The organism is Stenotrophomonas sp. Pemsol (assembly GCF_003586545.1).
GTDB classification, from domain to species: domain Bacteria; phylum Pseudomonadota; class Gammaproteobacteria; order Xanthomonadales; family Xanthomonadaceae; genus Stenotrophomonas; species Stenotrophomonas sepilia.
The window spans coordinates 1,667,567-1,688,612 of sequence record NZ_CP025780.1 but is presented as its reverse complement, the minus strand read 5'-3'; the positions used below and the strand labels follow the sequence as shown (position 1 = coordinate 1,688,612).

Below are 21,046 nucleotides of genomic sequence, written 5' to 3'. Positions count from 1 at the left end.
TGGACATGAACAAGCTCACGGTCCTGCTGGTCGATGACCACGAGGGCTTCATCAACGCGGCGATGCGCCATTTCCGCAAGATCGACTGGCTGCAGATCGTCGGCAGTGCCGGCAACGGCCTGGAAGCGATCGAGCGCTCGGAAACGCTGCGCCCGCAGGTGGTGCTGATGGACCTGGCCATGCCGGAGATGGGCGGCCTGCAGGCCACCCGCCTGATCAAGTCGCAGGACGATGCACCGTACATCGTGATCGCCAGCCACTTCGACGACGCCGAGCACCGCGAACACGCGCTGCGTGCCGGTGCCGACAACTTTGTCAGCAAGCTGTCCTACATCCAGGAAGTCATGCCGATCCTGGAAGGCCTCAGGGAGGAACAGTCGTGAGTGAATCGCGCATCCTGGTGCTGGACAACGACGCCGTGCGCGCAGAGCGCACCGTTGCCCTGCTGGAATTCATGGACTTCAATCCGCGCTGGGTCTCCGACGCGGCCGACTTCGACCTGGGCCGGCAGCGCCAGCACGACTGGATGGCGGTGATCGTCGGCAGCCTGGACGACAACCCCGCCAGCACCGCGCTGTACAACTGGCTGGGCGGCAGCAGCCTGCCGCCTCCGGTGCTGCTGGCCGATGGTGATACTGCAGTGTTTGCCCAGCAGCACGGGCTGCATGAAGCGAATATCTGGCCGCTGGAAACGCCGCTGCGCCACGCGCAGATGGAAGCCCTGCTGCGCCGCGCCAGCCTCAAGCGCCTGGATGCCGAGCATCAGGCCGGCGCCGCGCAGGACCAGGGACCCACCGGCAATGGCCCGGCAGTGAGCGCCCTGCGCACCATGATCGAACAGGTGGCCGCATTCGATACCACCGTGCTGGTGCTGGGTGAATCCGGTACCGGCAAGGAAGTGGTGTCGCGCGCCATCCACCAGCGTTCGCCGCGCCGTGACGGACCGTTCGTGGCGATCAACTGCGGCGCCATTCCGGCCGACCTGCTGGAAAGCGAACTGTTCGGCCATGAGAAGGGCGCCTTCACCGGCGCGCTCACCGCGCGCAAGGGCCGTTTCGAAATGGCCGAGGGCGGCACCCTGCTGCTCGACGAAATCGGCGACATGAGCCTGCCGATGCAGGTGAAGCTGCTGCGCGTGCTGCAGGAGCGCAGTTTCGAGCGCGTGGGTGGCAACCAGACCATCCGCTGCAACGTGCGCGTGGTGGCCGCGACCCATCGCGACCTGGAGACCCGCATCGCTGAGGGCAAGTTCCGCGAGGATCTGTTCTACCGCCTCAACGTGTTCCCGATTGAAGTACCCGCGCTGCGCGAGCGTCGCGAAGACCTGCCGGCACTGGTGGAAACCATCGCCGCGCAGCTGGCCCGCACTGGCCGTGGCGAAGTGCGCTTCACCCCGGAAGCCCTGCAGGCGCTGGCCGGCTACGAATGGCCGGGCAACGTGCGCGAGCTGACCAACCTGGTCGAGCGCCTGGCGGTGCTGCATCCGGGTGGCTCGGTGCGCGTGCAGGACCTGCCGGCCCGTTACCGTGGCGATGCGGCACTGGCCGCCGCCACGCCGGCACCGGCACAGCCGGCCGCCAGCGAAGAACGCCTGGACCTGCGCAGTTTCTCCTTCCACACCCCGGGCAGCGGCAGCCAGCCGGCACTGGAGCACGGCATTGCCGTCAATCGCCCGGCGGCACCGGCAGCGCTGCCCGACGAAGGCATGGACCTGCGCAACCACATGGCCAGCATCGAACTTGGCCTGATCAACGAAGCACTGGAACGCACCCAGGGCGTGGTCGCCCACGCCGCCCAGCTGCTCGGCCTGCGCCGCACCACCCTGGTGGAAAAGCTGCGCAAGTACGGCATCGAACGCGAGCAGGCCGAACTGGCCGGCTGAACCGCGCCACCAGCATGAAGGGGGCACGAACGCCTGGGCTCGCCCGGGCGTTGGTGTTTGTGGGATTTGCAACTATTCCCGATGCGCTTCACTCCGGGACGCAATAGCCTCAGGGGTTGCGATTGCCACCGAGGAATGTCATGAGCGAGACCTTTGAAAGCTCCATGCAGGAAATACTGGAATCCATGCTCAGCGTTTGTCTTGAGTACAGCGATGACAGAGCCAATGGGGTCTATCTCTATTGCTCCGCAGAACAAGGGCTGCTCGCTGCTGATGTCTTCTACGAGATCGGTGGTGGCTTCTATGAGAAGCACTTGCTGAACAAGTCCGTTTGCACGGCAGAAGCAGCTGTCTTCAATACATCCGAGGAGCAGCAGTCTGCGCTTCTGGATTGTCTTCTGAGCGATCTCAAACAGTTGATCGCCCTTCACGTGCGCCACCATCGAGAGTCACCCACCGAGCTTAAAGCCCGGTATGACGTCGTGCGGCGCAGCCTCACGGTGGACTACAGCTATGCCCTGAAGTACTCCAACCACGACACCTTGATGGCCAACGACATATTCGAAGCGTGGTTCGAAGAACTAAGGTGGCAGCGACCACGCGCGGATTGACATCGAGGTCATCGGGGTCAGATCCCTTTCCTGCGGAAAGGGATCTGACCCCATCGCATTTGCAGGTTTTCCTAGAGACAACACGGCCGCAGTGCGGAGTATGGCAAGGACATCCCAAGGAGGTTCCACCATGCATCGCCTGATCCTGCTCACCGCCCTGCTCTGCCCCGCCCTGGCCACCGCCGCCAACTGCACCCTACCCGCCACGCTCGACCAACGTCAGTTCACCAACCTCAGCGACCCGCTGTACGCGCCGGACAACCCCAACGCCGGGCGCATGGTGCAGGTCAGCTTTGCCGGCAGCCAGTACGTGCTGGACATCCTCGGCACTGACTTGCGCATCGGCGGCAGCTACCGCTACCAGCGCCTGGCCCCGCATATCGCGGAAATCCAGATGACCGAGGCCCACCCGGCCGGTCCCGCCCACTACACCCTGCTGCTGACCTGCCAGAGCGACCGCCAGGGCCGCTTCATCTACACCCAGCACGACGGCCCCATCGCCCCGCGCCGGCGCCAGAATTCCGGCCGCTGGACCCTGCAGCCGTAGGCCAGAAAACCGACGCCGGATAAATGGCGCCTTCAATGGGGTCAGAGCCCGTTGCGTCGCAACGGGATCTGACCCCATCCGATCAGCGCCGACCAGCGGTCAGCATCTACCGGCAGCAGCGTGAAACTGTCGAAGGCGGGGTGGGTCCGGTTGCGGGGGCGTGAGCCGCATGGATGCGGCGACCGAGCTTACATGGGTGAGGGCGCTTTGCTTGCGAAGCACTGCTTCGCAAGCGCCCGAACGCACAGCCGCCAGCGGCTGGGCCGGGCCCCGGAGGGGTACTTGCAGCGTCCCCCGCAACCGGACCCGCCCCGCCATCCCTCAGTAGACCCGCTTCTGCTGTTGCTCCGGCTCCGGCTTCGGTCATTGCCACTGAGGTTGCCGGCCAGCGGCCGGCACTACCGCGGGGAGCGGGGTGCAACCCCGCACGCACACCCAACCTCCTCACTTCACTGAATCGAAAACCGGTTTCGGCACGGCACTTGCACCTGCTCCAGCAGACAACCCCATCCCTGTTTCTGGAACCGTTGCAGATGTCCCACTCCGTCACTTCGATCCTTTCGCAGATCCGCTCCTATCAGACCCAGATGGGGCAGCCGGCGCTCAACCCGCTGGGCGAAACGCCGCGCAGCAATGCCCTGCCGGGCACGGTGCTGGAAGCACCGCAGGCCCAGCCGGCCAGCTTCACCGAAACCCTGCGTGGTGCGATTGCCGGCGTCAACGATGCGCAGCAGAAGTCCGGCGCCCTCGCCAAGGCCTTTGAAATGGGCGACCCCAGCGCCGACCTGGCCAAGGTGATGGTCGCCTCGCAGCAGTCCCAGATCGCCTTCCGCGCCACCGTGGAAGTCCGCAACCGTCTCGTCCAGGCCTACCAGGACGTGATGAACATGCCGCTGTAAGGAATAGAGACGCATGGCACTGACGCTCTCCAAGGACAGCCTGAACGCCGAAAAGGCCGGGCAATGGTTCGACCGCCTGCAGAGTCTGCAGATCACCCGTCGGCTGGGCCTGATGGCGATGATCGCGGTGGCGGTGGCGGCAGGCCTGTCCGTGTTCTTCTGGTCACAGAAGCCGGGCATGGTCCCGCTGTACACCGGCCTGGACCAGAAGGCGACCGCTGAGGCGACCGACCTGCTGCGCGCCGCGCAGATTCCGTTCGCGCTCGATCCGGCCACCGGTGGCATCACCGTGCCGGAAAAGAACCTGCACGACGCCCGCCTGAAGCTGGCCGGCTCCGGCCTGACCGACAGTGGCAAGCTCGGCTTCGAGCTGATGGAACGCGACCCGGGCTTCGGCGTCAGCCAGTTCGTGGAAAGCGCGCGCTACCAGCACGCGCTGGAAACCGAGCTGTCGCGCACCATCAACACGCTGCGCCCGGTACGTGATTCACGCGTGCATCTGGCCATTCCCAAGCCCAGCGCCTTCACCCGCCAGCGTGACGTGGCCAGCGCCTCGGTCACCCTGGAACTGCGGGGCGGCCAGCAGCTGGAACGCAGCCAGGTGGACGCCATCGTGCACATGGTCGCGGCCAGCATTCCGGACCTGGCGCCGGAACGGGTGACCGTGGTCGACCAGAGCGGGCGCATGCTCAGCATCACCGACCCGAACAGCGAGGCGGCGGTCAACGCCGCGCAGTTCGAGCAGGTGCGACGCCAGGAAACCTCGTTCAACCAGCGCATCCGCGAGCTGCTGGAGCCGATGACCGGCCCCGGCCGCGTCAACCCGGAAGTGAGCGTGGACATGGACTTCTCGGTGACCGAGGAAGCCCGTGAGCTCTACAACGGTGAACCGCAGAAGCTGCGCAGCGAGCAGATGAGCGAGAACACCACCAGCACGCCGGGTCCGCAGGGCGTGCCGGGTGCAACCAGCAACAGTCCGCCGGGCCAGCAGGCCGCGCCGGCCACCGCGCAGACCCCGACCGAAAGCAGCAAGAACGCCACCCGCAACTACGAGCTGGACCGCACCCTGCAGCACACCCGCCAGCCGGCCGGCCGCATCAAGCGCGTGTCGGTGGCGGTGCTGGTGGACAACGTGCCGCGCGCCGGCGCCAACGGCAAGATGAGCCCGCAGCCGCTGTCGGCCGCCGAACTGACCCGCGTCGAGGCGCTGGTCAAGCAGGCCGTCGGCTTCAACGCCGAGCGTGGCGACACCGTGTCGGTGATGAATGCCCCGTTCGTGCGCGAGACCACGCCCGAACAAGGCCCGGCCTGGTGGGAGCTGCCGTGGGTGCACGATGCCGGCCGCATGCTGCTGGGCGCGGTGGTGGTGCTGGCGCTGCTGTTCGGCGTGCTGCGCCCGGCGCTGCGCGCGATCACCGGCCAGAGCAGGAAGGCAGACGAGCAGGCGCTGGAGCCGCATACGGCGGATGTGCAGCTGGTCGATGACGATGGCATTGCGCTGCCAGCGCTGGGCACCGACCGGGCAAGCCTGGGCGGACCGGATGCGCTCGCACTGCCGGTGGATTCATATGAGGAACGACTGCGGATGGCGCGTGAAGCCGTGAAGACCGACTCCAAGCGCGTGGCCCAGGTGGTCAAGGGCTGGGTGGCCAATGACTGAGGCACAACTGACCGGTGTACAGCGCGCGGCCGTGCTGCTGCTTTCGCTGGGTGAGCTGGATGCGGCCGAAGTGCTGCGCCACATGGAACCCAAGGAAGTACAGAAGATCGGCATCGCCATGGCCACCATGACCGACATCACCCGCGAGCAGGTGGAGCGGGTGATGGACCAGTTCGGCCAGGAACTGGGCTCGAAGACCTCGCTGGGCGTGGGCTCGGATGACTACATCCGCAACATGCTGGTGCAGGCGCTGGGCAGCGAGAAGGCCGGCAACCTGATCGACCGCATCCTGCTCGGCCGCAACACCACCGGCCTGGACGCGCTGAAGTGGATGGACCCGCGTGCGGTGGCCGACCTGGTGCGCAACGAGCACCCGCAGATCATCGCCATCGTGATGGCGCACCTGGAAACCGACCAGGCCGCCGACGCGCTGAAGCTGCTGCCGGACCGTACCCGCGTGGATGTGCTGCTGCGCATCGCCACCCTCGACGGTATTCCGCCGAACGCGCTCAATGAACTCAACGAGATCATGGAGCGCCAGTTCGCGGGCAACCAGAACCTGAAGTCATCGAACATCGGCGGCGTGCAGTGCGCGGCCAACATCCTGAACTTCATGGACAGCGGCCAGGACCAGGCAATCCTGGGCGAAATCGCGCGCATCGATGCGCCGTTGAGCAACCGCATCCAGGACCTGATGTTCGTGTTCGACGACCTGGTCGACCTGGACGATCGCGAGATGCAGCTGGTGCTGCGCGAGGTGAGCGGCGAGCGCCTGGGCCTGGCCCTGCGCGGCGCCGACATCAAGGTGCGCGACAAGATCACCCGCAACATGTCGCAGCGCGCGGCCGAGATCCTGCTGGAGGACATGGAAGCCCGCGGCCCGGTGCGCCTGTCCGACGTGGAAGGCGCACAGCGCGAGATCCTGGCGATCGTCAAGCGCATGGCCGATGAAGGCACCGTCACCATCGGTGGCAGCGCGGAGGCCATGCTGTGAGCAACGTCGTGCGCTGGCTTGCCCCGGACCTGCTGGCCCAGCCCGAACCAGTGCTGGAGCAGGAGGATGCGTTCGAACTCACCGAGCCGGATCCGGAACACGAACCGGAGCCGCCGCTGCAGCTGCCGACCCTTGAAGAGATCCAGGCTATCCAGGACAGCGCCGAGAAGGAAGGGTTCGAACAGGGCCATGCCGACGGCTACGGCCAGGGCCAGGCCGAAGTACGTCGCCTCGCCGCACAGATCGAAGGGATCCTGGACAACTTCAGCCGGCCGCTGGTGCGGCTGGAGAACGAAGTGGTCGGTGCACTCGGCGAACTGGCGGTGCGCATCGCCGGCGCACTGGTCGGCCGCGCCTACGAAGCCGAGCCGGCACTGCTGGCGCAGCTGGTCGGCGAAGCGATCGACGCCGTGGGGGGCAGCACCCGCGAGGTGGAAGTGCGGCTGCACCCGGATGACATCGCTGCCCTCGCCCCGCTGCTGAACCTTTCACCGGTGCAGCGCCTGGTACCGGATACCAGCCTCAGCCGTGGCGACCTGCGCGTGCACGCCGAAGCCGTGCGCATCGACGGCACCCTGGAAGCCCGCCTGCGCGGGGCCCTGGATGCGGTGATCCGCCAGACCGGAGCCACCGCATGAGCGTCGGACCGCAAACCACTCCGCCGCCGGCCGACTGGGCCGTAGCCCGCAACCTGCGCCTGGCGCGGCGCCTGGATGGCCTGCGCGTGGACACCGCGCATGGTCGCGGCCTGATCCGCGAGGGCGTGTTGCGCCGTGCGGTCGGGCTCACCCTGGAAGCGGTCGGCTGCGAAGCGCCGCTGGGTGCCAGCTGCAAGGTGGAAGTGGTCGACGGTGGCTGGGTCGATGCAGAAGTGGTCGGCTTTGCCGGCGAGCGCACCTACCTGATGCCCAGCGCCGAACTGCATGGCCTGCTGCCCAACGCCCGGGTGGTGCCATCGGCGCGCCGGGGCGGCGTGGAAGTGGGCGAAGGCCTGCTCGGCCGCGTCATCGACAGCGACGGCGTGCCGCTGGATGGCAAGGGCCCGATCCGCGCCGAAGGCCATGTTGGCATGGCCGGCGTGTCGATCAATCCGCTGGCGCGTGAACCGATCACCCAGCCGCTGGACGTGGGCGTGCGCGCGATCAACGCGCTGCTGCCGATCGGCCGCGGCCAGCGTGTCGGCCTGTTCGCCGGCTCCGGCGTCGGCAAGTCGACGCTGCTGGGCATGATGACCCGCTACACCGCCGCCGACGTGATCGTGGTCGGCCTGATCGGTGAACGTGGCCGCGAAGTGCGCGATTTCGTCGAGACCACGCTGGGCGAGGAAGGCCTGCGCCGCGCCGTGGTGGTCGCCAGCCCTGCCGACCGGCCGCCGCTGGCGCGACTGCATGGTGCCTACCGCGCCACCGCCGTTGCCGAGTGGTTCCGCGACCAGGGCCTGAACGTGCTGCTGCTGATGGACTCACTGACCCGCTTCGCCCAGGCGCAGCGCGAGATCGGCCTGTCGGTCGGCGAACCGCCGACCACCCGCGGCTATCCGCCGTCGGTGTTCGCCAAGCTGCCGGCACTGGTCGAACGCGCCGGCAATGGCGCCAAGGGCCGTGGCTCGATCACCGCGTTCTACACGGTGCTGACCGAAGGCGATGATCCGCAGGATCCGATCGCCGATGCCGCGCGCGCGATCCTCGACGGCCACATCCTGCTCTCGCGCCGCGTGGCCGACAGCGGCTTGTACCCGGCCATCGACGTCGAGTCGTCGGTCAGCCGCGTGGTCACGGAAATCGCCGACGAACCGTGGCGCCTGCGCATCCGCAAGTTGAAGCGACTGGTCTCGGCCTACTCGGCCAACCGGGACCTGATCGCGATCGGTGCTTACCAGCGCGGCAACGACGCGGCCACCGACGAAGCCCTGGAACGCTGGCCGGAAATCATGGAGTTCCTCGGCCAGGACGTTGCCAAGGCCGCAGATCTCCCGCACAGCCAGGCGGCGCTGCAGCGCCTGGTGGAACAAGAGAGTTAAGCCATGAACCAGTCCAAGCGCATCGATCCCCTGCTCAAGCGGGCCCAGGAACATGAGGACGCGGTCGCCCGCGACCTGGCCGAACGCCAGCGCGTGCTCGACACCCATCTGTCGCGACTGGACGAACTGCGCCGCTATGCCGAGGAGTACGCCAACGCACAGATGGCGGCGACCAGCCCGGCACAGTTGCTCAACCGCCGCGCCTTCCTCGATCGACTGGACAGCGCGGTCGAGCAGCAGCAGGCCACGGTCAATGGCAACCGCGAGAAAGTGGAGGCCGAGCGCGCGCGCCTGATCCTGGCCAGCCGTGACAAGGCGGTGCTGGAGCAGCTGGCCGCCAGCTACCGGGCGCAGGAAAAGGTGGTGACCGACCGCCGCGACCAGCGCGAGATGGACGACATTGGCGCACGGCGTGCACGCCTGGTGCAGGCCGAAGACCAGGACGGCGCCGAGCAGGGAGGCCGCTCGTGATGCCCGCCCCGCTCGCCAGCAGCGCCAACACGGCCACGCCCGCCACCAGCAACAGTGCCGCACGCGCCTCGCGCAGCGAAGGCGGAAAGGACTTCAGCCAGCTGCTGCAGGGCGGCGCACCGTCTGCACCCACGCCAGCCGGGAGCGCCACGACACCGATGCCATCCACGCCGAGCCAACCATCGACCGCCGACAGCAATGGCCAGGCACCGGATGAACGCAATGCGGGCGCCGAAGCGGCAACTGCTGAAACGCCGTCGCTGCCACCCGTTGCCGTGACCCCAGGGGGACCCGGCACCGAGAAGGACAAGCCCGCCGCGACCGAGGACGCCCCGTGGCCACCGCCCGGCCTGGCCGGCCTGGTGCTGGCGATGCCGATGCCTGCCGATCCGGCCGCTGCTCTGCCGACCACCGCTGCACCGGCGCTGGCCAGCGACGGTAGCGCGCTGCCTGCTTCTGCCCCCGCCACGAACCCGACACTACCTGTAGACGCGCCGGCGACGGCCACCATAACCCCAGTGGCGGCTGACGCCAAACCGGCGGCGACCAGTGCGGACGATGCCACGGCGCTGCCACTGCCGGAGATGATCCTGCCCGGCAAGCGCAGCGAGCGCGGCGAAGGCAGTGACGTGGCCGCCGTTGGCGACCGCGCCAGCACACCCCTGCTGCACGCCCCGGCAGCAGCCGCCGTACAGGACCTCAAGGCGGCGCTCGCCGCCGGCAATGCGATCTTCAATGGCGAGCCGACGCCGAAACCCGTGCTGGGTGACGATGGCTTCGACCAGGCCATCGGCGCACGCCTGGGTTGGCTGGCCGACCAGAAGATCGGCCACGCCCACATCCGCCTGAGCCCGGACGACATGGGCCCGGTCGACGTGCGCCTGCAGTTGAACGGCGACAAGGTGCATGCCAGCTTCAGCAGCCCGCACGTGGACGTGCGGCAAGCGCTGGAAAGCAGCCTGCCGCGCCTGCGCGAGCTGCTGGGCGAACAGGGCTTCCAGCTGGCCCACGCCGATGTCGGCCACCAGTCACCGGGTGGTGAGGGCAATGCGCCGGGCCAGCCCGGTGGCAGCGGCATCATCGGCGACGGAGAACCGACGCCGGGCGAGGCCAGCGTGTCGTCGGCGCAGTTGATCCGCCAGCGCGGACTGCTGGACGCTTACGCCTGACAGGCGTGCCGACCAAGGTTGGCACCTACCGGCACAGGTTTCCGACGGAATTCCGTCGCATCCCGCTGCCCGGCCTTCGGCACGCCCCTTGCATATCCCGGTGAAGCAACCCTCAGGAGCTTCACCCGTGGCCGCAGCCGCTGACAAAACCAAGAAGACCGCAGAGAAGGACAAGGCCGCCAAGCCGCGTAGTCCGATCCTGATCACCGCGCTGGTGGCCGTACTGGCCGCCGCTGCCGCCGGTGGCGGCGTGTGGTTCTTCACCCAGTCCAAGCACGAAGAGAAGACCGCGCAGGCGCCGAAGAAGAGCGCGACCCCAGCCCCGGCACAGTACTTCGCGCTGGACCCGGCCTTCGTGGTCAACCTCAATGGCCCGGTCGACGGCCCGCGTTACCTGCAGCTGGAGGTCCAGCTGATGACCCGCGACCCGGCCGCGCTGGAAGCGATCAAGACCCACGCCCCGGCCATCCGTGCGCGCCTGCTGATGCTGTTCTCGCAGGTCAGCCCGGACCAGATCGCCGATGTCGCCGGCAAGAAGAAGCTGCAGGCCGCCTCATTGGCCGAGGTGCAGAAGGTACTCAAGGCCGAGACCGGCAGCAACGGCGCCGACGATCTGCTGTTCACCAGCTTCGTGACCCAGTAAGGGCCCACCGATGAATGATCTGCTGTCCCAGGACGAGATCGATGCCCTGCTCCACGGCGTGGACAGTGGCGCGGTCGAGACCGATGCGGAACCCCCGTCAGGCGAAGCGCGCTCGTACGACTTCGCCAGCCAGGACCGCATCATCCGTGGTCGCATGCCGACCCTGGAAATGGTCCATGAGCGCTTCGCGCGCCTGTGGCGGATCGGCCTGTTCAACCTGATCCGCCGCTCGGCCGAACTGTCGGTGCGCGGCATCGAACTGATCAAGTTCAACGACTACATGCACTCGCTGTATGTACCGACCAACCTGAACCTGATCCGCTTCAAGCCGCTGCGCGGCACCGGCCTGATCGTGTTCGAGCCGACCCTGGTGTTCGCCATCGTCGACAATTTCTTCGGCGGCGACGGGCGCTACCCCACCCGCATCGAGGGCCGCGAGTTCACGGCTACTGAAATGCGGGTGATCCACCTGCTGTTGAAGCAGACCTTCGCCGATCTGCGCGAAGCGTGGGCACCGGTGATGGATGTCGACTTCGAGTACATCAACTCAGAGATCAACCCGCATTTCGCCAACATCGTGACCCCGCGCGAATATGTGGTGGTGTGCCGCCTGCACGTCGAGCTCGACGGTGGTGGCGGCGACATCCACGTCACCCTGCCCTACTCGATGCTGGAACCGATCCGCGAACTGCTCGACGCCGGCATCCAGAGCGACCGCAACGACCGCGACGAGAGCTGGGGCAAGACCCTGCGTGAGCAGCTCAACGTCGCCGAAGTCACCCTGTCCAGCGTGCTGGCCAGCAAGCGCATGACCCTGCGCGACCTGACCCAGTTGAAGGTCGGCGACATCCTGCCGATCGAGCTGAGCCCGCAGGTGCCGCTGTGCGTGGAGAACATCCCCGTGTTCACCGGCGAGTTCGGCATCGCCAACGGCATGAACGCCGTGAAGATCACCGCTACCCATCCGCCGGGCACCCGCCCGCGCGTACCCGTCATCCAGGAAGACCCGCAATGAACGATATCGACGCCCTCGAACCGACCCCGGCCCAGTTCAGCAGCCTGCAGGCCGATGAGGCGAATGGTCCGGACCTGAACCTGGACGTGATCCTCGATGTGCCGGTGACCCTGTCGCTGGAAGTCGGTCGTGCCCGCCTGCCGATCCGCAACCTGCTGCAGCTCAACCAGGGGTCGGTGGTGGAACTGGAGCGCGGTGCTGGCGAATCGCTGGACGTGTTCGTCAACGGCACCCTGATCGCCCACGGCGAAGTAGTAGTGATCAATGACCGCTTCGGCGTGCGCCTGACCGACGTGGTCAGCCCCAGCGAGCGTATCCGGAGACTGCGTTGAGCCTGCTGGCCTCCACCCTGCTGGCGGTCGGCAAGGCCGCCGCGCCGGTCGGCCCGCAGGTCGGCCAGCATGCGGCCGCCGCACCCAGCCTGTTCGGTGCGGTGCTGGCGCTGCTGGCGGTGCTGGCGCTGGTGATCGGCCTGGGCTGGCTGCTCAAGCGCATGCCTGGCAGCGGCTTCCGTCCGGCCGAAGGCATGAAGCTGGTGGCCAGCCTGAGCGTCGGCGCCAAGGAGCGCGTGGTGGTGGTGGAGGTCAACGGCCAGCAGCTGCTGCTGGGCGTCACCGCCGGCGGCATCAATACCCTGCATACCCTGCCCGAGCCGCTGCCGCCACCGGCACCGGTGCGCGTGCCGGACTTCAAGAACCTGCCGAATTTCGCCCAGCTGCTGCAGCAGCGGCTGCGCAAGGATCCCTGACATGCGTGTCACCCGTACCCGACTTGCCACCCTGATGCCGTGGCTGCTGTTGCTTGCCCTGTGCCTGTTGCCGGCACTGGCGTTCGCCGCACCCGGCGCTCCGGCCACCACGCTGCCGGACGTCAACGTCGGCAAGATCGGCGGCCAGCCGGTCAGCCTGCCGCTGCAGACCCTGCTGCTGATGACCGCGATCACCCTGATCCCGTCGATGCTGCTGGTGCTGACCTCGTTCACCCGCATCATCATCGTGCTGGGCCTGCTGCGCCAGGCGCTGGGCACCGGCCAGACGCCGTCCAACCAGGTGCTGCTGGGACTGGCCCTGTTCCTCACCGCAATGGTGATGATGCCGACCTGGGACAAGGCGTGGAGCGCGGGCATGGCGCCCTACCTCAACGGCGACATCGACTTCCAGACCGCATGGACGCTGACCACGCAGCCACTGCGCGGCTTCATGCTGGCGCAGATCCGCGAGACCGACCTGATGACCTTTGCCGGCATCGCCGGGCATGGCACCTACGCCAGCCCCGACGCGATCCCGTTCCCGGTGCTGGTCGCTTCGTTCGTCACCAGTGAACTGAAGACCGCCTTCGAGATCGGATTCCTGATCTTCATCCCGTTCGTGATCATCGACCTGGTCGTTGCCAGCGTGCTGATGTCGATGGGCATGATGATGCTGTCGCCGATGCTGGTATCGGCGCCCTTCAAGATCCTGCTGTTCGTGCTGGTCGATGGCTGGGTGCTGACCGTGGGTACGTTGGCGGCGAGCTTCAATCCGGCCTGATATCCCCCGTAACGCGCAGTCGAGCAGGGCTCGACTCTACATGAGCAGATGGAATCCGAATGTCTCCCGAACTTGCCTTGACTGAACTGCGTGGCGGCCTGATCACCGTGTTGTGGGTGGCCGGCCCGCTGCTGCTCACCGTACTGGTGGTGGGCGTGGTGGTTGGTGTCGTGCAGGCCGCGACCCAGCTCAATGAACCGACCATCGCCTTCGTCGCCAAAGCTGCAGCGCTGACCGCGGTGCTGTTCGCACTGGGCAGCCTGCTGATCGGCCACCTGGTTGAATTCACCACGCTGCTGTTCCAGCGAATTCCGCACCTGATCGGCTAGGACACGCGCTTCGATGGACGCCGCCACCCAGATGGCTGCCGACGGCCTTCAGGCCTTCGGCATGATCGGCACCGTACTGTGGACCATGCTGCGCATCGGCGCTGTGGCCATGGCCATGCCCATGGTCGGGACCCGCGCCGTCCCGTCACGGGTGCGCGTGGTGCTGGCTGGCACCCTGGCCATCGCCCTGGCACCGCTGCTGCCCCCGGTGCCGGACTGGACCGGCTTCGACGCCGCCACGGTGCTGACCATCGCGCGCGAGCTGGCCATCGGCGTATCCATCGGCTTCCTGCTGCGGCTTGTGTTCGAAGCCGGTGCGATGGCGGGCGAACTGATCGCGCAGGGCACCGGCCTGGCCTTCGCGCAGATGAGCGACCCGCTGCGCGGTGGTACCTCCGGCGTGATCGGACAGTGGTTCTATCTGCTGTTCGGGCTGCTGTTCTTCACCGCCAACGGCCACCTGGCGCTGATCTCGCTGCTGGTGGACAGCTATCGCGCGCTGCCGATTGGCGCCCCGCTGCCTGATCCCCATGCCTTCTTCAGCATCGCTCCGACCTTCCTGCTGACCGTGCTGCGCGGTGCGCTGACCCTGGCCATCCCGCTGACCGTGGCGATGCTGGCGGTGAACCTGGCCTTCGGTGTCCTGGCGCGAGCCGCCCCTGCGCTGAACCCGATCCAGCTGGGCCTGCCGGTTTCGCTGCTGCTGGGCCTGTTCCTCCTGGCGCTGCTGGCCGGGGAAATGGGGCCGCCGGTACAGCGCCTGTTCGACGCCGCCTTCCAGGCCGCGGACGCGGTCACACGCTGACCCGGTCATCACGTATTGCCGCTTGAAGTCCCCCCCGGTCTGCGCGTTAGAGTGAATGCGCGGCAACCGGGGGGATGCCGCACCTGGCCGGCGCCCGTTCGCGTTGGCCTGCCTCATGCATGCCCCACCGTGGTTTCCGTCGACAGGCAGGTCCGGGAGACTGACGAATGCTGGTAGGCACGTACAACCCGTGGCTGGTGGCGATCTCACTGCTGGTCGCCGTGATGGCGTCGTACACGGCGCTGGCCATGGCAGGACGCACGGTCACCGCCCCGGGCAGGGCAGCCGCCTGGTGGTGGCGCCTGGGGGGCGGATTCGCCATGGGCCTGGGTGTCTGGTCGATGCACTTCATCGGCATGCTGGCCTTCGATCTGCCCATTGCACTGGGCTACGACCTGCCCATCACCCTGCTCTCGCTGGCCCTGGCGATCGCCTCGTCGGTGTTCGCACTGTGGCTGGTCTCACTGCGTACCCTGCCCCATCCTCGATTGGCCGGTGGTGCCCTGCTGATGGGCACCGGCATTGCCGGCATGCACTACGTCGGCATGGCGGCGATGCGCATGCAGCCCGGGATCGACTACGACCCGGGCTGGCTGCTGCTCTCCCTGGTGGTGGCGGTGGCCGCTTCGTGGACCGCACTGTACGTGGCGTTCCGGCTGCGCGCCCAGCGCACCCGCATCGGTGACCGGTTGGCGGCCGCCGGCCTGCTCGGCCTGGCCATCGTCGGCATGCACTACACCGGCATGGCCGCCGCGCGTTTCCCGGAAGGCAGCATCTGCGGCGCCGCGGTCGGTGATGGCCTGCAGAGCGAGTGGCTGGCGATGCTGGTGGTGGTGTTGACGGTTGCGATCCTGGCGGTGGTGCTGGTGGTCTCGTGGCTGGACCAGCGTGTGGAGGCGCAGCTGCTGCGGCTTCGCAACTCGATGCTGAGCACCTCGTTGACCGATGCCCAGCAGGAATTGACCCAGGCTGCACTGCACGACCCGCTGACCCGCCTGCCGAACCGCCTGCTGCTGCAGCGGCGCATCGTGCAGGCGCTGGCCGAAGCCGAACAGGGCGGCAGCCGTTTCGCGGTGATGTTCATGGACCTGGACGGATTCAAGCAGGTCAATGATGCCTACGGCCATCAGGCCGGCGACGCACTGCTGGTGGCGGTGGCCGAGCGTACCCGCCAGCTGCTCCGGCCCAACGATATGCTGGCCCGTCTGGGCGGCGACGAATTCGTGCTGGTGGTGCGCATCGAGCACGACGAGGACCTGCCCACCCTCGCCCGGCGCATCCTGCAGGCAGTGGGCAGCGGCCCGTTGCTGCCGGACAACGAACTTCAAGTGACCGCCAGCATCGGCGTGGCGATCTGCCCCGACCACGCTGCCAGCGAGCGCCAGCTGATGGCCTTCGCCGACGCGGCGATGTACCAGGCCAAGGAATCCGGACGCAACGCCTTCGTGCTGTTCGCCGACTGGATGAACGACAGTGCCGAGCAGCAGTTCCGGCTGCTGGCCGACCTGCGCCGTGCGATCGGCAGCGAGCAGCTGTTCCTGCACTATCAGCCGAAGATCCGCGTGGCCACCCAGAAGGTGGCCGGTGCCGAAGCGCTGATCCGCTGGAAACACCCGGAGCACGGACTGATCCCACCGGACCGCTTCATCCGCCTGGCCGAACGCAGCGGCGCGATCAACGAGATCGGTCGCTGGGCACTGGACCAGGCCTGCCAGCAGCTGCGGCGCTGGCGCGACGCCGGGCATGAAGGCTGGTCGATGTCGGTGAACCTGTCGCCGGTGCAGTTCAGTTCGCCGCACCTGCTGCAGGATGTGCGCGCGATGATCGAACGCCACAACATCGCTCCGCGCCACCTGGTGCTGGAAATCACCGAAAGCACGGTCATGCGCGATACCGATACCAGCCTTCGCCTGCTGCAGGCGCTGTCGGCGCTGGGCGTGGGCATCTCCATCGATGATTTCGGAACCGGCTATTCCAGCCTGCTGTACCTGAAGCGGCTGCCCGCCACGGAGATCAAGATCGACCACGCGTTCGTGCGTGACCTGGAACACAGTGCGGAGGACGTGGTGATCGTCTCGGCGATCGTGGCGCTGGGCCATGCCCTGGACATGGACATCGTCGCCGAAGGCGTGGAAACCGCCGCGCAGCGCGCCTACCTGGAGCGCCTGGGCTGCGACTTCCTGCAGGGTTATCTGCTCGGCCGCCCGGTCGACGCGGCGCGCTTCATGCAGCTGCACGACCTGCCCCGGCCGCGGGTGGAACTGAGCACCGGCTTCAAAGCGCCCGAAGGTGGGGGACGCTGAATCCACCTGGCGATGCAACAGGTGATGGCCTGCTGAGATGCGCTCGGCGCACCGACCTGATGGTCGGAGGGTGCGTTGGTTGTCTGCAAGAGTTCTGGACTCTTCTGCAGGAATACGAAATTCACGGTAACGTCGACGTTGCCATTTGCGTCATCCCTGGAGCGACTAGGTCGAACGCTGACGTGCCGGCAAGCCATCCAGCTTCATCTTGGGGATGCTTCCTCCTGCCAGTCACCCGATGCTCAACGAGCCCTGGCCTCCCGTGCCGTTGTCGCGAGCAAGATCGTCCGCTTCAGCAGGGAGGGGTAATCCTCGAGTTGTCGGAGACGGCAAACGCGACTGACTGCAACCGCTGGCAAAGTGTTGAAAGCAGGGCCATGAACTCAGAATTGGCTGCCTCAGACCATGCTCGACCGAATCGAAGAGTAAGGTGTATGGAGCTCACCGGGTCTCCATTCAGAGCGGACTCGAGCGAGTAGCGCTCACCATCCGAGAATGCACCTTGGACACATCCGGGGAACACCAACTCCAATGATGCGATTATGGCCTGGGGACATCCGATGTCCTGCACAGTCTCGACATTGGAGAGGTCTTCTTCACCGAGGTCTTCCAGCTTCAAAACGACTATGTCAAAGCTCATTGCTGCGATATCCCATCCTGCAACCCATTCAGCACCGCCCTTCTCTCTGCGTGTCTTGGCATCATGCCTCATGTAGCTGCTAGCTGCCCCCTGTACAGCAGCAGTTGAACGATCTTCCTCGCCCTCTGGATGCGATAGCGCGGCAGCGCATACAGCACTGCGAACGCCAGAATGAGCAGGAGCAGACACACAGTGCTGCCGTTCGCGGCTGACGGATAGCGGAACAGTTCTTGCACGCCCTCCGGCAACCCCTGACGCAGTGCCCGTGATGTCCGAGAACGAATCCGCCGGCGAAAAGACCGAACAACCGACCGAAAAACGCCTGCGCGACGCCCGTGAACAGGGCAACCTGCCGCGCTCGCGCGAACTCGGCACCGCCGCCGTGTTCGGCGCCGGTGTGCTGGCGGTGATGGCCATGAGCGGCTCGATCGGCCGTGGCGCCACGGCCTGGATGAAGCAGGCGCTCAGCCCGGAACAGAGCCTGCGGCAGAACCCGAAGGAACTGTTCGGCCACTTCGGCGACCTGCTGTTGCAGTTCCTGCTGGTGATCGCACCGCTGGTGCTGGTCTGCCTGCTGGCCAGCTTCGTCGCCCCGCTGGTGATGGGCGGCCTGCGCTGGTCGCAGAAGGCGTTGCTGCCTGACATCAACCGCATGAACCCGATGAGCGGGCTCAAGCGCCTGTATGGCCCCGAGGCGATTGCCGAGTTCACCAAGTCGCTGCTGCGCGTGGCCTTCGTCGGTGTGGCCGCAGGGCTGGTGGTCTGGACCGGCTTTGACACCCTGCGCGGGCTGATCCACCACCCGCTGGAGACCGCCATCACCGACGGCCTCGGCTTCACCCTGCGCCTGCTGCTGGCCACCGCCGGCGCCATGCTGGTGCTGGCCGCCATCGATGCCCCATACCAGCGCTGGAACTGGATGCGCAAGCTGAAGATGACCCGTGAAGAGCTGCGCCGGGAAATGAAGGAAAGCGAAGGCAGCCCCGAGGTGAAGGGCCGCATCCGCCAGCTGCAGCAGCAGATGGCCAACCGCCGGATGATGGAAGCGGTGCCCACCGCCGACGTGGTGGTGGTCAACCCCACCCATTACGCGGTGGCCCTGAAGTACGAAGGCGGCGCCATGAACGCTCCCACCGTGGTCGCGCTGGGCGTGGACGAGACCGCCCTGCGCATCCGTGAAGTGGCCGACGGCAACAAGGTCGCGATCGTCTCCGCCCCGCCTTTGGCACGCGCCTTGTATCGGGAAGGCCAACTCGGAAAGGAAATTCCCGTGAGACTGTATTCGGCCGTCGCCCAGGTCCTGTCCTACGTCTACCAGCTGCGCGCCTGGCGCACTGGCCCGATGCCGGACGCCCCGCACATCCAGGTGGATGAATTCGGCAAGGGAGGCCGCCCGTGAGCGCCCAGCCCGCCACCGGATTCAACACCCGCCGCGCCCTGGAAATGATCCGCCAGGGCCTTGGCGCGCCGCTGATCGTGCTGGCCCTGCTGGCCATGGTCGTGGTGCCACTGGCCGCGCCTGTCCTCGATGCGCTGTTCACCTTCAACATCGCCATCTCGCTGATGGTGCTGCTGGCGGTGGTCTACGTGAAGCGCCCGCTGGATTTCACCATCTTCCCGATCGTGCTGTTGATCACGACCATGCTGCGGCTGGCGCTGAACGTGGCCTCCACCCGCGTGATCCTGCTCAATGGCCAGAACGGGCACGATGCCGCGGGCAAGGTCATCGCCGCCTTCGGTGAATTCGTGATCGGCGGCAACTACGCGGTCGGCATCGTGGTGTTCGCGATCCTGACCATCATCAACTTCGTGGTCATCACCAAGGGCGCCGGCCGCGTCTCGGAAGTGACCGCGCGCTTCATCCTGGACGCGATGCCCGGCAAGCAGATGGCGATCGACGCCGACCTCAACGCCGGTTTGCTGACGCGTGAAGAAGCCAAGCTGCGCCGCGAGGAAGTCCGCGAGGAAGCCGACTTCTACGGTGCGATGGACGGTGCCAGCAAGTTCATCCGCGGCGACGCCATCGCCGGCATCCTGATCCTGTTCATCAACATGCTCGGCGGCCTGGCCGTGGGCGTGCTGCAGCATGGCATGCCGTTCGGCGAAGCCGCCGCCACCTATACCCTGCTGTCGATCGGTGACGGCCTGGTGGCACAGCTGCCGGCGCTGCTGGTCTCCAGCGCGGTGGCGATGCTGGTCACCCGCGCCTCGCGCTCGCAGGACATGGCCCAGGCCATGACCGGGCAGGTGTTCGGCCAGTACCGGGCGCTGGCGATCACCGCCGGCATCATCGGCCTGGTGGGCCTGGTGCCGGGCATGCCCAACGTCGCTTTCCTGACGCTGGCCTCGATCCTTGGCTTCATCGCCTGGAAGCTGTATCGCAAGACCAAGGCACCGGCTGCCGATGCGACAGGCAGTGGCACCGATGCCGCCGCGCTCACTGCGCTCGGCCGCCCGGCCGCCGCGGCCCCCACCGCCGAACTGAGCTGGGACGAACTGCGCCCGGTCGATCCGCTGGGCCTGGAGGTCGGCTATCGGCTGATTCCGCTGGTGGACAGCAACCAGGGCGGTGAACTGATGGCGCGCATCAAGGGTGTGCGTCGCAAGCTGACCCAGGATGTCGGCTTCCTGATCCCGTCGGTGCACATCCGCGACAACCTGGAACTTCCCGCCAACGGCTACCGCGTGCTGGTGCACGGCGTACCGGTGGCCACCGCCGAGATCCACCCCGACCGCGAGCTGGCCCTGGATCCAGGCAGCGCGCTCGGCGCACTGGAGGGCATTGCCGGCAAGGATCCCGCGTTCGGCCTGGATGCCACCTGGATCCAGCCGCATCAGCGCGCCCAGGCCGAAACGCTGGGCTACACGGTGGTCGACCCGGCCACCGTGGTCGCCACCCATCTGTCGCACCTGATCCGCGAACACGCACCCGAGCTGCTCGGCCATGAGGAAGTGCAGCACCTGCTGGCCAACCTGGCCAAGAGCGCGCCCAAGCTCGTCGAAGATCTGACGCCCAAGGCGCTGCCGCTGTCGGCGGTGGTGCGCGTGCTGCAGAACCTGCTGGTGGAGCGCATTCCGATCCGCCAGCTGCGCAAGATCGCCGAAGCGCTGGTCGAACATGCGCCCGCCAGCCAGGACCCGGCCGTGCTGACCGCCGCGGTGCGCACCGCACTGGGCCGCTTCATCATGCAGGAGATCGCCGGAATGTCGGCGGAGCTGCCGGTGTTCACCCTCAACCCGCAATTGGAACGTGTCTTGCAGGAGTCCACGCAGGGCAACGGCGCCGCGCTGGAACCCGGACTCGCTGAGCGACTGCACCAGAGCCTGGCCGAATGTGTCAGCAAGCAGGAAGCCCGCAACGAGCCCGCGGTCGTGCTGGTACCTGGCCCGGTGCGCGCCGCGCTGGCCCGCCTGGTCCGCCACAGCGTTCCGTCGCTGTCGGTCCTGGCCTACAGCGAGGTGCCGGAGGACAAGCGCCTGAAGCTGGTCGGAACGATCAGCTGACGCCCGCCCGCCGATGCGCCAGAAA

At 67.0% G+C, this 21,046-nt stretch carries 22 protein-coding genes; 21 read left to right on the top strand and 1 reads right to left on the bottom strand.

The window, feature by feature from the left end:
- Positions 1-5 precede the first annotated feature (5 nt).
- The 19 genes from PEM_RS07820 (at position 6) to PEM_RS07730 (ending at position 16,877) form a co-directional block, all read left to right on the top strand.
- On the top strand, positions 6-383 hold the full coding sequence (locus tag PEM_RS07820) for a response regulator transcription factor (RefSeq protein WP_005409556.1): 378 nt from the start codon (positions 6-8) through the stop codon (positions 381-383).
- Complete coding sequence (locus PEM_RS07815) at positions 380-1,882, top strand: sigma-54 dependent transcriptional regulator (protein WP_119706086.1); 1,503 nt, start codon at positions 380-382, stop codon at positions 1,880-1,882. Before PEM_RS07820 ends, PEM_RS07815 begins: the two co-directional genes overlap by 4 nt.
- A gap of 140 nt (positions 1,883-2,022) precedes the next feature.
- Entirely contained in the window at positions 2,023-2,493 is a 471-nt protein-coding gene (locus tag PEM_RS07810; protein WP_111127730.1) for a hypothetical protein, read from the top strand.
- Positions 2,494-2,623: 130 nt separating this feature from the next.
- Entirely contained in the window at positions 2,624-3,040 is a 417-nt protein-coding gene (locus tag PEM_RS07805; RefSeq protein WP_111127732.1) for a hypothetical protein, read from the top strand.
- A 533-nt stretch (positions 3,041-3,573) separates the two neighbouring features.
- Positions 3,574-3,939, top strand: a complete 366-nt coding sequence (gene fliE / locus PEM_RS07800) for a flagellar hook-basal body complex protein FliE (protein ID WP_005416441.1) — start codon at positions 3,574-3,576, stop codon at positions 3,937-3,939.
- A 13-nt stretch (positions 3,940-3,952) separates the two neighbouring features.
- Positions 3,953-5,599, top strand: coding sequence for a flagellar basal-body MS-ring/collar protein FliF (fliF, locus tag PEM_RS07795; RefSeq protein ID WP_049412900.1), 1,647 nt, complete (start codon positions 3,953-3,955; stop codon positions 5,597-5,599).
- Between the two features lie 7 nt (positions 5,600-5,606).
- Positions 5,607-6,593, top strand: a complete 987-nt coding sequence (gene fliG / locus PEM_RS07790; RefSeq protein WP_024958226.1) for a flagellar motor switch protein FliG — start codon at positions 5,607-5,609, stop codon at positions 6,591-6,593.
- On the top strand, positions 6,590-7,231 hold the full coding sequence (locus PEM_RS07785) for a FliH/SctL family protein (RefSeq protein ID WP_095377985.1): 642 nt from the start codon (positions 6,590-6,592) through the stop codon (positions 7,229-7,231). Before fliG ends, PEM_RS07785 begins: the two co-directional genes overlap by 4 nt.
- Positions 7,228-8,613 (top strand): FliI/YscN family ATPase, encoded by a 1,386-nt coding sequence (locus tag PEM_RS07780; RefSeq protein ID WP_111127737.1) that lies wholly within the window; start codon positions 7,228-7,230, stop codon positions 8,611-8,613. The genes PEM_RS07785 and PEM_RS07780 overlap by 4 nt, the downstream gene beginning before the upstream one ends.
- 3 nt (positions 8,614-8,616) lie before the next feature.
- Complete coding sequence (fliJ, locus tag PEM_RS07775) at positions 8,617-9,084, top strand: flagellar export protein FliJ (protein ID WP_005416437.1); 468 nt, start codon at positions 8,617-8,619, stop codon at positions 9,082-9,084.
- Positions 9,084-10,253 (top strand): flagellar hook-length control protein FliK, encoded by a 1,170-nt coding sequence (locus PEM_RS07770; RefSeq protein ID WP_111127739.1) that lies wholly within the window; start codon positions 9,084-9,086, stop codon positions 10,251-10,253. The genes fliJ and PEM_RS07770 overlap by 1 nt, the downstream gene beginning before the upstream one ends.
- A gap of 127 nt (positions 10,254-10,380) precedes the next feature.
- On the top strand, positions 10,381-10,896 hold the full coding sequence (locus tag PEM_RS07765) for a flagellar basal body-associated FliL family protein (RefSeq protein WP_111127740.1): 516 nt from the start codon (positions 10,381-10,383) through the stop codon (positions 10,894-10,896).
- Positions 10,897-10,906: 10 nt separating this feature from the next.
- The gene (fliM, locus tag PEM_RS07760) at positions 10,907-11,911 is read left to right on the top strand and encodes a flagellar motor switch protein FliM (protein ID WP_005416434.1); all 1,005 of its coding nucleotides are present in this window, start codon (positions 10,907-10,909) and stop codon (positions 11,909-11,911) included.
- Positions 11,908-12,243 (top strand): flagellar motor switch protein FliN, encoded by a 336-nt coding sequence (fliN, locus tag PEM_RS07755; RefSeq protein WP_005409543.1) that lies wholly within the window; start codon positions 11,908-11,910, stop codon positions 12,241-12,243. The genes fliM and fliN overlap by 4 nt, the downstream gene beginning before the upstream one ends.
- 17 nt (positions 12,244-12,260) lie before the next feature.
- The gene (gene fliO / locus PEM_RS07750) at positions 12,261-12,659 is read left to right on the top strand and encodes a flagellar biosynthetic protein FliO (RefSeq protein WP_180848852.1); all 399 of its coding nucleotides are present in this window, start codon (positions 12,261-12,263) and stop codon (positions 12,657-12,659) included.
- Position 12,660: 1 nt separating this feature from the next.
- On the top strand, positions 12,661-13,440 hold the full coding sequence (gene fliP, locus PEM_RS07745) for a flagellar type III secretion system pore protein FliP (protein ID WP_111127743.1): 780 nt from the start codon (positions 12,661-12,663) through the stop codon (positions 13,438-13,440).
- Positions 13,441-13,499: 59 nt separating this feature from the next.
- A complete protein-coding gene (locus tag PEM_RS07740; RefSeq protein WP_005413254.1) occupies positions 13,500-13,769 on the top strand; it encodes a flagellar biosynthetic protein FliQ in 270 nt (89 codons plus the stop codon).
- A 13-nt stretch (positions 13,770-13,782) separates the two neighbouring features.
- Positions 13,783-14,574, top strand: a complete 792-nt coding sequence (gene fliR / locus PEM_RS07735; protein ID WP_049460577.1) for a flagellar biosynthetic protein FliR — start codon at positions 13,783-13,785, stop codon at positions 14,572-14,574.
- 167 nt (positions 14,575-14,741) lie between these two features.
- Positions 14,742-16,877 carry a bifunctional diguanylate cyclase/phosphodiesterase gene (locus PEM_RS07730; protein ID WP_111127745.1) on the top strand — a complete coding sequence of 712 codons (2,136 nt, stop codon included), beginning with the start codon at positions 14,742-14,744 and terminating at the stop codon, positions 16,875-16,877.
- A 292-nt stretch (positions 16,878-17,169) separates the two neighbouring features.
- On the opposite strand, the gene PEM_RS07725 is transcribed toward PEM_RS07730, so the two are convergent.
- Complete coding sequence (locus tag PEM_RS07725) at positions 17,170-17,589, bottom strand: hypothetical protein (RefSeq protein WP_240431596.1); 420 nt, start codon at positions 17,587-17,589, stop codon at positions 17,170-17,172.
- Between the two features lie 196 nt (positions 17,590-17,785).
- Here PEM_RS07725 and flhB point away from each other — a divergent pair, with 196 nt between their 5' ends.
- Together flhB and flhA are read left to right on the top strand one after the other, a co-directional pair.
- Positions 17,786-18,916: a flagellar biosynthesis protein FlhB gene (gene flhB, locus PEM_RS07715; RefSeq protein WP_095377979.1), complete on the top strand. Its 1,131-nt coding sequence runs from the start codon at positions 17,786-17,788 to the stop codon at positions 18,914-18,916.
- A gap of 44 nt (positions 18,917-18,960) precedes the next feature.
- Positions 18,961-21,021: a flagellar biosynthesis protein FlhA gene (gene flhA, locus PEM_RS07710; protein WP_205529642.1), complete on the top strand. Its 2,061-nt coding sequence runs from the start codon at positions 18,961-18,963 to the stop codon at positions 21,019-21,021.
- The last annotated feature ends 25 nt before the right edge of the window (positions 21,022-21,046 follow it).

Coding starts and splice junctions, on each gene's coding strand:
- PEM_RS07820 (WP_005409556.1), top strand. CDS start 6: ATGAACAAGCTCACGGTCCTGCTGGTCGATGACCACGAGGGCTTCATC.
- PEM_RS07810 (WP_111127730.1), top strand. CDS start 2,023: ATGAGCGAGACCTTTGAAAGCTCCATGCAGGAAATACTGGAATCCATG.
- PEM_RS07805 (WP_111127732.1), top strand. CDS start 2,624: ATGCATCGCCTGATCCTGCTCACCGCCCTGCTCTGCCCCGCCCTGGCC.
- fliE (WP_005416441.1), top strand. CDS start 3,574: ATGTCCCACTCCGTCACTTCGATCCTTTCGCAGATCCGCTCCTATCAG.
- fliF (WP_049412900.1), top strand. CDS start 3,953: ATGGCACTGACGCTCTCCAAGGACAGCCTGAACGCCGAAAAGGCCGGG.
- PEM_RS07780 (WP_111127737.1), top strand. CDS start 7,228: ATGAGCGTCGGACCGCAAACCACTCCGCCGCCGGCCGACTGGGCCGTA.
- fliJ (WP_005416437.1), top strand. CDS start 8,617: ATGAACCAGTCCAAGCGCATCGATCCCCTGCTCAAGCGGGCCCAGGAA.
- PEM_RS07770 (WP_111127739.1), top strand. CDS start 9,084: ATGCCCGCCCCGCTCGCCAGCAGCGCCAACACGGCCACGCCCGCCACC.
- fliM (WP_005416434.1), top strand. CDS start 10,907: ATGAATGATCTGCTGTCCCAGGACGAGATCGATGCCCTGCTCCACGGC.
- fliN (WP_005409543.1), top strand. CDS start 11,908: ATGAACGATATCGACGCCCTCGAACCGACCCCGGCCCAGTTCAGCAGC.
- fliP (WP_111127743.1), top strand. CDS start 12,661: ATGCGTGTCACCCGTACCCGACTTGCCACCCTGATGCCGTGGCTGCTG.
- PEM_RS07740 (WP_005413254.1), top strand. CDS start 13,500: ATGTCTCCCGAACTTGCCTTGACTGAACTGCGTGGCGGCCTGATCACC.
- fliR (WP_049460577.1), top strand. CDS start 13,783: ATGGACGCCGCCACCCAGATGGCTGCCGACGGCCTTCAGGCCTTCGGC.
- PEM_RS07730 (WP_111127745.1), top strand. CDS start 14,742: ATGCTGGTAGGCACGTACAACCCGTGGCTGGTGGCGATCTCACTGCTG.
- PEM_RS07725 (WP_240431596.1), bottom strand. CDS start 17,589: ATGAGGCATGATGCCAAGACACGCAGAGAGAAGGGCGGTGCTGAATGG.
- flhB (WP_095377979.1), top strand. CDS start 17,786: ATGTCCGAGAACGAATCCGCCGGCGAAAAGACCGAACAACCGACCGAA.
- flhA (WP_205529642.1), top strand. CDS start 18,961: ATGATCCGCCAGGGCCTTGGCGCGCCGCTGATCGTGCTGGCCCTGCTG.